This window comes from Bradyrhizobium sp. SBR1B (assembly GCF_014198205.1).
Lineage (GTDB): Bacteria > Pseudomonadota > Alphaproteobacteria > Rhizobiales > Xanthobacteraceae > Bradyrhizobium.
The window spans coordinates 402,642-415,390 of record NZ_JACIHC010000006.1 but is presented as its reverse complement, the minus strand read 5'-3'; the positions used below and the strand labels follow the sequence as shown (position 1 = coordinate 415,390).

The window sequence follows — 12,749 nt, the reverse complement described above, 5'->3', positions numbered from 1 at the left end:
CATCTTGATCGATTTGCCCACACTTCGCCTGCTTGCGAGAAGGGTGATTGACCTGCTAAACCCCGGGCGGCGATTTTCCGCGCATTTTCAAAGGGCAAGCCTCCCATTGGTATGGCGTTTTCAAGCCGTTCGCGGGGCGCAATAAGCTCTCAGACCGAGCCGATTTAGGAACTGGATAAGGCATGCTCGAAAAGCACAGCGAGAATGAGGTTCATGTCGACAAGGTCGAGCAGGGACCTACGTCCTCGATCGCCTTCGGGCTGGAGCGCATCGGGCTGATCGCCGTCCGGGCGCCGATCGTCTCCTGCATCGTCCTGCTCGTCCTGATCGTCGGCGCCGTGTTCGGCATCCACCGGATCAAGATCGACGATTCGCTGTCGCAGCTGTTTCGCTCCGACAGTCGCGAATTCCACCAATATGAAGAGGTGACGAAGAAGTTCCCGGCCGAGGAATTCGACGTCCTCGTTGTGGTCGAGGGCAAGAACCTGCTGGCCCGGAACAATCTGGAGAAGCTGCGCGACTTCATCACCGACCTGCAGCTGGTCGAAGGCACGCGCGGGCTGGTCTCGCTGTTCTCGGCACGCCAGGCGCCGGCGCCGGGCAAGCTGCCGGCGGCGCTGTTCCCGGCCGAGCTGCCCGAAGGCGCCGACTACGACAAGTTCATCGAGACCGTCAAAAACAACGAGATCATCCGCGGCAAGCTGTTGTCGGAAGACGGCACGCTGGCGCTCGTCGTGCTGTCGCTCGATCCGGAGGTGGTGGCGTCCAGCAAGCTGACCAAGACCGTCGGCGACATCCGCGCGCTGATGAAGGAGGATCTCAGCGATACCGGTCTCAACGTGCAGCTCTCCGGCGTGCCGGTGATGCAGCTCGAGATCCGCAATGCCGTCGAGCGCGACGGGCTGACCTACAACATCCTCGGCATCCTCGCCGGCTGCATCATCGCCATCATCTTCTTCCGCAAGATCTCGTTCATGGTCGCCGCGGCGTTTCCGCCGATGATCGCGATCCTCTTGGCGCTCGGCGCGCTCGGCTGGGCCAATTTCAATCTCAACATGTTCCTGAACGTGATGACGCCGCTCATCATGGTCATCAGCTTCTCGGACTCGATGCAGCTCACCTTCGCCGCGCGCGACCGGCTGATCGCGGGCCAGGACAAGTTCACCGCGTTCAAGAACGCGGTGCTGGTGGTGGGCCCGGCTTGCGTGCTGACGCACGGCACCGCCGGCATTTCCTTCATCGCGCTGCAGTTCTCCAACTCCGACCTGATCCGCAAGTTCGGCGAGGCGGGCCTCGCCGCCACCATCATCGCGCTGGTTGCGGTGCTGTCGCTGGTGCCGGTGTTCGGCGTGCTGCTCGTGCGCAACGAGAAGACGTTCGCGGTCAAATTCCAGAGCGCAGATGCCGGCGTCCAGGCGCTGCGCAATTTCTGCTACTGGATCGCGGTGCGGATGGTGGGCCGGCCCGGCCTGTTCAGTCTGATCGCAGTGCTGTTCGTCGGCGGCCTCGGCGTCATCTACGCCAATCTGGAGCCGCGTTACCGGCTTGCCGACCAGGTGCCGGACAAGCGTCAGGCCGTCGCCGCCAGCAACCGGCTCGATGCCAAGCTCACCGGCGCCAACCCGGTCAATGTGCTGATCCAGTTCCCCAAGGGTGAATCGCTCTATTCGCCGGAGACTCTGCAGACCATCGCGGACGTGCATGCGACCGTGGAGAAGGCGGCCGGTGTCGGCAATGTCTGGTCGGTCGAGACCCTGCGCCGCTGGCTTGCGGAAAAGGCCGGCAGCGCCGACGTCGCCACGCTGAAGGAATATGTCAGCGTCATTCCCGAGCATCTGGTGCGGCGCTTCATCGATGCCGAGCAGGACGCGGTGGTGGTCGCCGGCCGCGTGCCGGACAAGGATTCCAGCCAGCTCCTGCCGATCGTCGACAAGCTCGATGCCGAGCTCGACGCCGTCCGCAAGAAGCATCCGGGCTACGAGGTCGCGGTGACGGGCCTTGCCGCGATCGCCGCGCGCAACTCGGCCAGCATGATCGAGAAGCTGAACCGCGGGCTCACCGTCGAATTCGCGCTGGTTGCGATCTTCATCGGCCTTGCGTTCCGCTCCTGGGTGGTGATGTTCGCCTGCATCCTCCCGGGCATCTTCCCGGTGGTGATGTCTGGAACGGTGCTGTGGGCGATGGGGGAGGGCCTGCAATTCGCCAGCGTCGTCGCGCTTACCGTCTCGTTCGGGCTCGGCCTCAGCGCCACCATCCACTTCCTCAACCGCCTCCGGCTCGAGAGCAAGCCGGGTGTCGGCTCCGCGCTCGCGGTGGAGCGGGCGACGGTGCTGGTCGGCCCGGCGCTGATCCTGACCACGGTGGTGCTGGCCTGCGGCCTCGTCGTCACCGTGTTCTCCGACCTGCCGTCGCTGCGGCTGTTCGGCTGGCTCAGTGCGTTCTCGATGGTGATGGCCCTGGTCGCCGACCTCTTCATCCTGCGGCCGACGGCGATGTGGCTGATCAATCTGCACGCCAAGCTGCAAGGGACCGACAAGCCGGCGATCTAGTCGTCATCGCCCACACCACGGCATCCGCACGATTCCGGGAGAGCCCACCCGCGTCCGCGCGGAACTGCCGATCTTTTCTTCACGGCTGAACGAACCTTTGCTGTGCCGGCCTGTTCAACCAGAGCTCGGCTCCAGCTGATATTGTCGTTCCAACAAACAAGCGTGCGAACGATGGCACTTTGAGAAACTTCGACGACAGCCTCAGCTCTGAGGATGGGCGACATGCGCGCTGAGCCGGCTGATGAGGCGGCGTCTGGAGGTGGCATCGACAGCGTCGAGGCGCCGGATCCGACTCTTGCCAGCCTGGCTCGAACGGCCGGACCTGGCGCGTCCGCGCCAGATTGGGCGAAGGTCGCCCTCGTGACCGCAACGGTGGGCGTGTTCGCGGTCGCGGTCGGCCTGTCGTCGCCGCTGCTCGCTCTCGTTCTCAAGAGCGAGCAATTCAGCGGCCTTCTGATCGGCACCAATGCCGCGATGATGCCGATCGGGCTCTTGAGCTCCGCGCTTTGCGTGCCGCGTCTTGTGCAGGGAACGGGCGCCTACAAGGCTGCCGTCGGGCTTGCCCTGATCGCGGCCGCAGCGCTCGCCCTGATGATGGTCTTTCGCACGCTATGGATCTGGTTTCCGGCGCGGTTCGTGCTTGGTCTCGCCATCGGCGGCTTCTACATCGTCAACAAGGCGTGGTTGAACGAGATCGCCGTGCCGGTCTATCGCGGCCGCGTCATGGGACTCTATGCGGCCGTGCTGGCCGCCGGTTTCTCGCTTGGGCCCTTCGCGCTTGCGCTCACGGGCTCCTCGGGGTGGTGGCCATTCGCGGTCGGCATATTGGCCCTGCTCGCCGCTGCGCTGATCACGGCCATCTTCGCGACGCGGCTACCCAGCTTCTCCGTCAAGGAGCGCACGCCGATCACGAGCTTCATTCCGCGCGCGCCCGTGCTGCTCGCCGCGGTCGCGACTTTTGCCCTGTTCGATCATGCCACGCTGACCTTTCTGCCGGCCTTCGGGATGAGGAACGGATATTCCGAGCAGGCGATGGCCATCGGCCTTGCCTTGCTCAATGGTGGCAACGTGTTCCTGCAAGTGCCGGTCGGCTGGCTTGCGGACCGGTGTCCGCGGCGGCTCGTGCTTTTGGGGCTTGCAGCCGCGACCGCAGCCGGCGCTGTCCTGCTCGCCATTGCCGTCCAGCAGGGACTGCTCATGCTGTTCATACTGCTGTTCGTCTGGGGCGCGTGCGCATACGGCGTCACCACGGTCGCGCTTGCCGAACTGGGCGATCGTTTCGGTGGCCCGACTTTGCTGGCGGGCAGTGCGGCCTTCACGCTCGCCAGCGGCATCGGCGGAATGTTGGGCGGCCCGCTCACCGGCGCTGCCGTCGACACTGCCGGCGACAGCGGCCTGATCCTGGTCCTGGCAGGTGCCTACGGACTGCTCGGGCTGCTCGTCGCGGCTGTCCCGCTCACGCGTCGAGCCGGACGATCCCGTACGGATTGAACTTGAAATCGCTCTCGGCGTAGTCCTGCTCGTGCGACAGCATGAGCTTGCGATCGCGCAGCGTCGCTTCGATGCCGTGCTCGGCCATGGCGTTGGCGATCTCCTCCATCAGCATCACCGCGGACCATTCGTTGCCGAGTGGTTTCGCGACGTGGACCTCCGGCAGGCCGACGAGGTGATAGCCGACGCTCTCAAAGTAGCGATCGCCGGCGAGCGGGCGCTTGGCGAAGGCGAGGCGACAGGCCTTGCCGACGGCGAGGGTCATGCTCAGGCCCTGGCTGGTGATGGCGCCCTTGCGCGCCTGATCCATGAGACTTCGCCACCGCGCGACGCCGTGGGCAATGCCGGCGCTTTCGCCTTTTGCGGCCACGGCGCCCGCGTCGAACATTTCGTCCACGATCTGCAAGGCGGCGGCCGAAAAGACGGCCGTCTTCTGCTGAGCCATCGGCGGGCCCAGCACGTAGAGGACTGATTTGTGGTTGGCCACGGCAGCCTCGTCCGCCGCGGACCATGCCTTCGGAAAGACGCGGTCCCAGCACACGCCGAACGACCGCGCCATGTGCGGATCGGGCTTTGCTTGCGAATGGGTGCGGTCGATCTCGAAACCGAAATCGGCGATCGTCTCGGCCACCGCCTTCGGCGGTCGCAGCAGGCTTTCGTTCTTGCCGAGGAAGCAGAGCACGTGACGCGGCTTCACGGACGAAGGCTGCATGTTCGCTCCCTGGTGATCATTGGCGAAGGCGCGAGAGGCCACGAAGAGCCCGGCGGCCTTGAGCAGATGCCTGCGTATCGGGTCCATCTCGGCAAGTCCGTTCCGGGTAAGTTCATGTCAGCAAAAAGCCCCCGGCTCGCGAGAACCGGGGGCCATGATTCCATTGAAGCCGGACGAAATCAGCTCCTCGTCATGGTGATGTTGACGCCGCGGATCTCGCCCTTGGAGCTGATCTGCACCGTCTGCTTGGTGCCGTTGGTGCGCAGCGACAGATTGGCGGCGAAGCCGTTGGCCTCGACGAACACGTCGATCTGGCCGCCGCCGGCGGTGCCCTGGAGGTTGCCGAAGATATTGCGGCTGGACTCGCTCCAGTTTCCGGAGATGCGCTCGCCCTGGCTCGTCACGTCGCTGGTGAGGTCGAACTTGTAGCTGTCGGACGCGCAGTGCAGAGCCTGCTTCAAATTGAGGCCGCTGCCGGCGACCTTGTAGTCGGCCTTGCAGCGAATGCGCTCGGTGGAGCCGTCGGACAGCGACACCGTGCCGGTGCCGGTCCACGCGCCGTCGAAACCGGCAAAGGGGCCGGACGACTGAGCGTGGCCTGCCGAAACCGAGAAGAGCAGCGCCGCTCCGATGCCGGCCGCCTTGATTGCCAGTCCAGATCGCCCAAAGAATTTCATCTCAAATATCCCGTTTTGGAACGACGCCCGCTTACGCGTGATAACGTCTCGCCACATCGAAAGTTTAGTGCTCCGAGCCAGTGTCAGGTTCAAAGCCCGGCCGCCAGAGATGGCGGTTCACGACGCCTCTCGCCAGTCCTGGACCGGTCGATTTGCCCTGTTTCTGCGTGTTTCCGGCGGGAAAGGCGGGGCGGACAGATGCAGCTCTGCAACAGGTATGCAGTAAAACGCAGCGCTTCCGAATTATGACGTAGTATCAATCTCTTACATCTGCCAATGAAGGCGCAGGGAAGACCTGATTTGGTGGGCGTGGCGCCAATTTGGCCGCATTTGCCAGTGCTTGTGCCTTCTCTGAGGCCGCACCTCCCGCGGCGACATGCCATCAGAACAATCCGTTCCGGTCGTCCGCCCTGTGCAGTCCGAGTCCGGTGCGATTCTGCCGTCAGAATGAAGGAATACAATGCGTAAGCTTCTCGTCGCTCTCACCCTGCTGTCGGCTTCTGTTTCGACGGCGGCGTTCGCCCAGCAGGGCCGTGGCACGGACGCCGAGCAGAAGGCCTGCACGCGCGACGTGCAGAAGTTCTGCCGTCCGGTCATCGACCAGGGCGATTTCACCATCCTGGCCTGCCTCAAGGAGAACCGGGCCAAGATCTCCCAGGCCTGCGACCAGGTCCTGAAGACCCACAACCAGTAAGCTCGGCCACTGGCCTACAAAAGGCGACCTTTGGGCCGCCTTTTCGGGCCCGATCCGCAAGGGGCAGCCATCGAGAGACAGGATTGGTTTTGCGGCCGTATTCCCCTATATGGGGGCCGCGGCGGATCGCCGGCATGAGCCCGCGCGAGCGAACAAGCCCTTCCTGTCCAAACGATTGTAAACCAGCCCTCGATGACCTCTGCGAGCGAATTGCGATCCGGTAAGGGTGACCGCGACGAGAATTTTCCCGTCGCGTCCTGGATCATTCATCCGCGTCATCGTGCCCTGATCCTGGCGTATTACAATTTCGTCCGCACCGCCGACGACATCGCCGACCACGCGACCCTGCCGCCCGACCAGAAGCTCGCTTATCTCGACCTGCTCGAGGCGGAGCTGCTCGGCAAGGGCGAGACCCAGGCTGAGGCCGTCATCCTGCGCCGTGCCCTGGCCGAGCGCGGCATGGCGCCGCGCCATGCGCTCGACGTGCTCATCGCGTTCCGCATGGACGTGACCAAGCTGCGTTACGAGAACTGGGACGAGGTCATCCACTATTGCCGTTACTCGGCGATGCCGGTCGGCCGCTTCATGCTCGATGTCCACGGCGAGAGCACCTCGACCTGGGCCGCATCGGATGCGCTCTGCGCAGGCTTGCAGATCAACAATCACCTTCAGGATTGCGGCAAGGATTTCCGCGAGCTCAACCGCGTCTATCTGCCGCGCGATGCGCTGGCAGCACACGGTGCTTCCGTCGAGCAGCTCGGGCTGACACAGTCGCCGCCGGCGATGCTGGCCTGCCTGCAGGCGCTTGCGTCGCGCAACGAAGCGCTGCTCGACGAGGGCAGGTCGCTGGCCGCGGAGATCCGGGATTTCCGCCTCGGCGTCGACGTCGCGGTGATCCAGGCCTATGCCGATCGCATCGTGCGCCTCTTGAAGGTGCGCGATCCCCTCCGCGAGCGGGTGCACCTGAACAAGTTCGAACTGCTCATCTTCAGCCTTGCCGGAATGATCGGCGAGGCCGGCCGCCGCGCAATCGGACGCAAGGCCATTTCCAGACCGGGGACTGCACATGACGCTTGAGGCGACCTCGCCCGGCGCCAATTATGGCTCGACCGCATCCGGCAGCTCGTTCTACGCCGCGATGCGCATCCTGCCGCATGACCAGCGCGAAGCGATGTTCCAGATCTACAGCTTCTGCCGCCAGGTCGACGACATCGCCGATTCCGACGGCCCTCGCGCGGAGCGGCTCGCCGCGCTTCAGGAATGGCGCAACGACATCGACGCGCTCTATCAGGGCAATCCGCCGCCGCGGCTGAAGGACTACGTCGGCTCGGTGAAGACCTTCGGCCTCAAGCGCGAGGATTTCCTCGCCATCGTCGACGGCATGGAGATGGACGTGCCGCAGGACATCCGCGCGCCCGACATGGCGACGCTGGATCTGTATTGCGATCGCGTCGCCAGCGCCGTCGGACGGCTGTCGGTGCGGGTGTTCGGCCTGCCCGAGGAAGACGGCATCCAGCTCGCCTATCATCTGGGCCGCGCGCTCCAGCTCACCAATATCCTGCGCGACATCGACGAAGACGCTGGCCTTGGCCGGCTCTATCTGCCGCGGGAGGCGCTGCTGCATGCCGGCATCACCTCCGACGATCCGAACCGCGTCATCGCCGAGCGCGCGCTGCCGAAGGTCTGCCTGCCGCTGACGCAGCGTGCGAAGGCGCATTTCGAGAAGTCGGACGAGATCATGAACCGCAACAAGCGCCGCACGGTGCGCGCGCCGCGGATCATGTCGAAATACTATCATTCCATTCTGGATCTCCTGATTGCGCGCGGCTTCAACGCGCCGCGCCAGCCGGTGCGTGTGTCAAAGGTCACACGTATCCTGATCCTGCTCCGCTACGCTTTCATCTGATGCAAAAGACAGCACATATCATCGGCGCCGGGATTTCCGGCCTTTCCGCCGCCGTGCGGCTCGCCAATGCCGGCTTCAAGGTCGCCGTGCACGAGGCGACGCAGCAGGCCGGCGGCCGTTGCCGTTCCTATTTCGACGGCGCCACCAATCTCACCATCGACAACGGCAATCATCTGCTGCTGTCGGGCAATAGCCACGCGCGCGCCTATGCGCGTTCGATCGGCACCGAGGCGGGCCTCGTCGGTCCTGAAACTGCGCAGTTTCCCTTCGTCGACGTCAAGACCGGGCAGCGCTGGCAGATCGATCTCGGCAATGGTCGTCTGCCGACCTGGGTGCTCGACGAAGGCCGCCGCGTGCCCGACACGGGCCTCACCGATTATCTGAAGCTGGCGCCGCTGATCTGGGCGTCGGAAGACACGTTGGTCGGCAAATCCATTCCTTGCGAAGGCCTGCTCTATCAGCGTCTGGTGCAGCCACTGCTGCTCGCGGCGCTCAACGTCGATCCGCCCGAGGGCTCGGCTGGCCTTGCCGGCGCCATCGTGCGCGAGACGCTGCTTGCCGGCGGACAGGCCTGCCGTCCCCTGATCGCGCGCGATGGTCTCAGCGCCGTGCTGATCGAGCCGGCCGTGAAGTTCCTGCAGGACCGTGGCCATACCGTGCAGCTGGGCCATGAGCTGCGGTCCTTCACCGGCACTGATGGCAAGGCCAGCGCGCTGAATTTCGGCGGCGAGGATGTCGTTCAGATCGGGGAGGGGGACGTCGTAGTGATGGCGGTGCCGCCGCGCGCTGCTGCGAGCCTGCTGCCGGGCGTGAAGACCCCGACCGAATTCCGCGCCATCGTGAACGCGCATTTCCGGATCACACCGCCGCCGGGTTCGGCGCCGATCCTGGGCGTGATCGGCGGCGTCGTGGAATGGCTGTTCGCGTTCCCGAACCGGCTGTCCGTCACCATCAGCAACGGTGACCGGCTGGTCGACATGCCGCGCGAGGAACTCGCGCAGGCGATCTGGAACGACGTCTGCAAGGCCGGCGGGGTATCCGGCGAATTGCCCCCCTGGCAGATCGTGCGCGAGCGTCGTGCCACATTTGCGGCGACGCCGGCGCAGAATGCCCTGCGTCCGGGGCCGGTCACTGCGCTGAAAAACCTGTTCCTCGCGGGGGATTGGACTGCTACGGGATTGCCTGCAACCATCGAGGGATCGGTTCGATCCGGTGATCGCGCCGCCGATCTGGTTCTCGCCGCCAAAGGATCCTGAAAGGCGGCCCTGACGGGCAGACGTCCCGGCCAATTTCAATCGACTATCGGAGCAATCGAGCGAGATGGATTCCGTGAACGCGACCAGCCGCGAAGCCCTTCAACCAGGGACCTTGCAACCAGGAATCTTGCAATCGGGCATCCTGGAATCGAGCATTGCATCGGCGACACAGGGCGTCCTCGACTTCCAGCAGGCGGACGGCCATTGGGTGTTCGAGCTCGAGGCCGACTGCACGATTCCGGCCGAATACGTCCTGTTGCGCCACTATCTCGCAGAGCCGGTCGATGCCGTGCTCGAAGCCAAGATCGCCAATTATCTGCGCCGCGTGCAGGGCGCCCATGGCGGCTGGCCGCTGGTGCATGACGGCGAGTTCGACATGAGCGCCAGCGTGAAGGCCTATTTCGCGCTGAAGATGATCGGCGATCCCGTCGACGCCCCGCACATGGTGCGCGCGCGCGAGGCCATTCACGCCCGCGGCGGCGCGATTCACAGCAACGTCTTCACCCGTTTCCTGCTGGCGATGTTCGGCGTCGTCACCTGGCGCGCGGTGCCGGTGCTGCCGATCGAGATCGTGCTGCTGCCATTCTGGTCGCCGTTCCACCTCAACAAGATCTCATACTGGGCGCGCACCACGATGGTGCCGTTGATGGTGCTCGCAGCGCTGAAGCCGCTCGCCAAGAATCCGAAGGGCGTCGGCATCGACGAATTATTCCTGCAGGATCCGCGCTCGATCGGCATGACCGCGAAGGCGCCGCACCAGAGCATGGCCTGGTTCGTGCTGTTTCGCTCGCTCGACGCCATCTTGCGCGTGATCGAGCCGATGTTCCCGAAGGCCTTGCGCAAGCGCGCCATCGATGCGGCGCTCGCCTTCACCGAGGAGCGGCTCAACGGCGAGGACGGCATGGGCGCGATCTACCCGCCCATGGCCAACATCGTCATGATGTACGACGCGCTCGGCAAGGATGAAAACTTCCCGCCGCGCGCGATCACACGCCGGGGCATCGACAAGCTGCTCGTGATCAAAGACGACGAAGCCTATTGCCAGCCCTGCGTCTCGCCGGTGTGGGACACGACGCTGACGGCGCATGCGCTGCTGGAAGCTGGCGGCGACAAGGCGGTGCCGGCGGCCAAGCAGGGCCTCGACTGGCTGATCCCGAAGCAGGAGCTCGAGCTGAAGGGCGACTGGGCCGTGAAGCGGCCCGACGTGCGTCCGGGCGGCTGGGCCTTCCAATACAACAACGCTCATTACCCCGATCTCGACGACACCGCCGTGGTGGTGATGTCGATGGACCGCATGCGCCGGGAGCACGGTGCGACCGGCTACGACGCCGCGATCGATCGCGGCCGGGAGTGGATCGAGGGCATGCAGAGCGACGATGGCGGCTGGGCCGCCTTCGACGTCAACAATCTCGAATACTATCTCAACAACATCCCGTTCTCGGACCATGGCGCGCTGCTCGACCCGCCGACCGAGGACGTCACGGCGCGCTGCATCTCGATGCTGGCCCAGCTCGGCGAGACCGAGAAGACCAGCAAGCACGTGGCCGACGGGGTCGCCTATTTGCGGAAGACCCAGCACCCTGAGGGCTCCTGGTACGGCCGCTGGGGCATGAATTTCATCTATGGAACCTGGTCGGTGCTCTGCGCCCTCAACATGGCCGGGGTCGACCACGGGGATCCCATGATTCGCAAGGCCGCGGATTGGCTGGCCTCGATCCAGAACAAGGACGGCGGCTGGGGCGAGGACGCCGTCAGCTACCGCCTCGACTACCGGGGATGGGAGGCCGCCCCCTCGACCGCCTCGCAAACGGCATGGGCCTTGCTTGCCCTGATGGCGGCAGGCGAGGTTGATCACCCGGCCGTCGCCCGCGGGGTGGAGTACCTGATTGCAACACAGAACAAAAAAGGACTGTGGGACGAGCAACGGTACACCGCCACAGGCTTTCCGCGTGTATTCTATCTGCGATATCATGGTTACCCGAAGTTCTTCCCGCTGTGGGCGTTGGCGCGGTATCGGAACTTGCGGAACACCAACAGCAGGGTGGTAGGGGTCGGAATGTGACTTTGGGGACGGGGGACTATCTTACCGCGGGTAATGCCATCGACCCGCGGCCGATACTGATCGTGACCGGACTGGTTCAGGAGGCCCGCATCGCAGCCGGGCCCGGAATGGCGGTTATTTGTTCATCCAGCAGCCCGACCCAGTTGCGGGCGCTGCTGACGGTGGTGGATCCGGAGACGATTCGCGGCGTGATCTCGTTCGGCGTGGCCGGCGGGCTCGACCCGAGCTTGCGCTCCGGCGACGTCGTGCTGGCGACCGAGGTGCTCGACGGCGACACCCGTTGGGCCGCAGGGCTCTCGCTCGGCGACGAATTGATCGACCGCCTGACCTCGGGCCGTCGCCGCGTGGTGCGTGGCAGCCTCGCCGGTGCCGAGGAAGTGGTCACCAAGCGCGCCTGCAAGGCGGCGCTGCACTCGGAGACGGGCGCTTCGGCCGTCGACATGGAAAGCCACATCGCCGCCGCCTACGCCGCCGAGGCCGGGCTGCCCTTTGCCGCGGTCCGCGTCATCAGTGACCCCGCCCACCGCGCGCTGCCGGCGCTCGCCCGTGCCGCGATCAAGCCGAACGGCCAGATCGACCTCGCCGCCGTGCTGCGCGGCATCGTGCGCAATCCGGCAACGCTGCATGCGCTGGTCTCGACCGGCATCGACTTCAACCGCGCGCTGCGGTCGCTGCGTGGTTGCCGAGATTATCTGATCGGGACCGAGATCATCGAGAGCGAGGAGCTGGTGTCGAAGGCGGCCTGAGGGGCGACGGAAAGCTGGGAATAGAGGAAAGGCCCGGTCGCGCGACCGGGCCTTTTTCGTTGGGGCGTAGGATGGGTTGAGCCCTTGCGAAACCCATCACTTTCCGATCACCGCTCTCCATAATCGCGGCCATCATCTGACTGATCGCCCGCCCAATCGGCTGGATAGGTGCCGAGCTCCACGTGACGATGAAACGAGGACGGCGCCCAGTCGCGGACCCGGTCGACGAGCCTGTGTTTGACCGGATTGATATGAACATAATCGACGTGCCGAACGAAATCGATTTCGTCGCGAATGGTATGCTCCCAATATCTGCGTTGCCAGATGCCCCGTTCGCCTTTGGTCGAACGGCTCTGGGATATCCTCTCGTTTCGCGGCAGACGGCGCGAAAACGCGGACTTGATCAATTGCCAGCGCATCGCAAAATCGGCGTCGCCTCCGGGCAACGTCCACACGGTGTGAAGGTGATCTGGCAACACCACGATGGCATCGATCGTAAAGGGATGGCGCCGGTGCGTCTCACGAAACGCGGAGCGCAACAGTCCGACATGATCCGTCAGCAACGATAGCTTCCGCTCCGCCAGATTGACGGTGACGAAGAAGCATCCGCCCGGAACTAGGTTGCGACGGTACCCGGTCATGGGCGTGAGGTTATC

General features: G+C 64.7%; 11 protein-coding genes. 8 read left to right on the top strand and 3 right to left on the bottom strand.

The window, feature by feature from the left end; translation table 11 throughout:
• Nucleotides 1-182 precede the first annotated feature (182 nt).
• Together GGD61_RS19090 and GGD61_RS19085 are read left to right on the top strand one after the other, a co-directional pair.
• Nucleotides 183-2,549: an RND family transporter gene (locus GGD61_RS19090; RefSeq protein ID WP_018315688.1), complete on the top strand. Its 2,367-nt coding sequence runs from the start codon at nucleotides 183-185 to the stop codon at nucleotides 2,547-2,549.
• Nucleotides 2,550-2,771: 222 nt separating this feature from the next.
• The gene (locus tag GGD61_RS19085) at nucleotides 2,772-4,040 is read left to right on the top strand and encodes an MFS transporter (RefSeq protein WP_177237112.1); all 1,269 of its coding nucleotides are present in this window, start codon (nucleotides 2,772-2,774) and stop codon (nucleotides 4,038-4,040) included.
• Here GGD61_RS19085 and GGD61_RS19080 read toward each other — a convergent pair.
• Both GGD61_RS19080 and GGD61_RS19075 read right to left on the bottom strand, forming a co-directional pair.
• The gene (locus GGD61_RS19080; RefSeq protein WP_092256781.1) at nucleotides 4,006-4,839 is read right to left on the bottom strand and encodes a hypothetical protein; all 834 of its coding nucleotides are present in this window, start codon (nucleotides 4,837-4,839) and stop codon (nucleotides 4,006-4,008) included. The two genes, GGD61_RS19085 and GGD61_RS19080, sit on opposite strands and share 35 nt — an antisense overlap.
• 92 nt (nucleotides 4,840-4,931) lie before the next feature.
• The gene (locus GGD61_RS19075; protein WP_018315692.1) at nucleotides 4,932-5,429 is read right to left on the bottom strand and encodes a hypothetical protein; all 498 of its coding nucleotides are present in this window, start codon (nucleotides 5,427-5,429) and stop codon (nucleotides 4,932-4,934) included.
• A gap of 460 nt (nucleotides 5,430-5,889) precedes the next feature.
• Here GGD61_RS19075 and GGD61_RS19070 point away from each other — a divergent pair, with 460 nt between their 5' ends.
• The 6 genes from GGD61_RS19070 to GGD61_RS19045 all read left to right on the top strand — a co-directional run bounded on the left by GGD61_RS19070 (nucleotide 5,890) and on the right by GGD61_RS19045 (nucleotide 12,093).
• Nucleotides 5,890-6,123 (top strand): hypothetical protein, encoded by a 234-nt coding sequence (locus GGD61_RS19070; protein WP_018315694.1) that lies wholly within the window; start codon nucleotides 5,890-5,892, stop codon nucleotides 6,121-6,123.
• Between the two features lie 192 nt (nucleotides 6,124-6,315).
• Nucleotides 6,316-7,200: a squalene synthase HpnC gene (gene hpnC, locus GGD61_RS19065; RefSeq protein WP_092256772.1), complete on the top strand. Its 885-nt coding sequence runs from the start codon at nucleotides 6,316-6,318 to the stop codon at nucleotides 7,198-7,200.
• Nucleotides 7,190-8,029, top strand: coding sequence for a presqualene diphosphate synthase HpnD (hpnD, locus tag GGD61_RS19060; protein ID WP_183230993.1), 840 nt, complete (start codon nucleotides 7,190-7,192; stop codon nucleotides 8,027-8,029). Before hpnC ends, hpnD begins: the two co-directional genes overlap by 11 nt.
• Nucleotides 8,029-9,285 carry a hydroxysqualene dehydroxylase HpnE gene (gene hpnE, locus GGD61_RS19055; protein ID WP_092256765.1) on the top strand — a complete coding sequence of 419 codons (1,257 nt, stop codon included), beginning with the start codon at nucleotides 8,029-8,031 and terminating at the stop codon, nucleotides 9,283-9,285. The genes hpnD and hpnE overlap by 1 nt, the downstream gene beginning before the upstream one ends.
• 64 nt (nucleotides 9,286-9,349) lie before the next feature.
• Complete coding sequence (gene shc, locus GGD61_RS19050; RefSeq protein WP_183230992.1) at nucleotides 9,350-11,347, top strand: squalene--hopene cyclase; 1,998 nt, start codon at nucleotides 9,350-9,352, stop codon at nucleotides 11,345-11,347.
• Nucleotides 11,344-12,093, top strand: coding sequence for a phosphorylase (locus GGD61_RS19045; protein ID WP_177237111.1), 750 nt, complete (start codon nucleotides 11,344-11,346; stop codon nucleotides 12,091-12,093). The genes shc and GGD61_RS19045 overlap by 4 nt, the downstream gene beginning before the upstream one ends.
• Before the next feature lie 107 nt (nucleotides 12,094-12,200).
• Here GGD61_RS19045 and GGD61_RS19040 read toward each other — a convergent pair whose 3' ends face one another.
• Complete coding sequence (locus GGD61_RS19040) at nucleotides 12,201-12,734, bottom strand: REP-associated tyrosine transposase (RefSeq protein ID WP_092256755.1); 534 nt, start codon at nucleotides 12,732-12,734, stop codon at nucleotides 12,201-12,203.
• Nucleotides 12,735-12,749 lie beyond the last annotated feature (15 nt).

Coding starts and splice junctions, on each gene's coding strand:
- GGD61_RS19090 (WP_018315688.1), top strand. CDS start 183: ATGCTCGAAAAGCACAGCGAGAATGAGGTTCATGTCGACAAGGTCGAG.
- GGD61_RS19085 (WP_177237112.1), top strand. CDS start 2,772: ATGCGCGCTGAGCCGGCTGATGAGGCGGCGTCTGGAGGTGGCATCGAC.
- GGD61_RS19080 (WP_092256781.1), bottom strand. CDS start 4,839: ATGGACCCGATACGCAGGCATCTGCTCAAGGCCGCCGGGCTCTTCGTG.
- GGD61_RS19075 (WP_018315692.1), bottom strand. CDS start 5,429: ATGAAATTCTTTGGGCGATCTGGACTGGCAATCAAGGCGGCCGGCATC.
- GGD61_RS19070 (WP_018315694.1), top strand. CDS start 5,890: ATGCGTAAGCTTCTCGTCGCTCTCACCCTGCTGTCGGCTTCTGTTTCG.
- hpnC (WP_092256772.1), top strand. CDS start 6,316: ATGACCTCTGCGAGCGAATTGCGATCCGGTAAGGGTGACCGCGACGAG.
- hpnD (WP_183230993.1), top strand. CDS start 7,190: ATGACGCTTGAGGCGACCTCGCCCGGCGCCAATTATGGCTCGACCGCA.
- hpnE (WP_092256765.1), top strand. CDS start 8,029: ATGCAAAAGACAGCACATATCATCGGCGCCGGGATTTCCGGCCTTTCC.
- shc (WP_183230992.1), top strand. CDS start 9,350: ATGGATTCCGTGAACGCGACCAGCCGCGAAGCCCTTCAACCAGGGACC.
- GGD61_RS19040 (WP_092256755.1), bottom strand. CDS start 12,734: ATGACCGGGTACCGTCGCAACCTAGTTCCGGGCGGATGCTTCTTCGTC.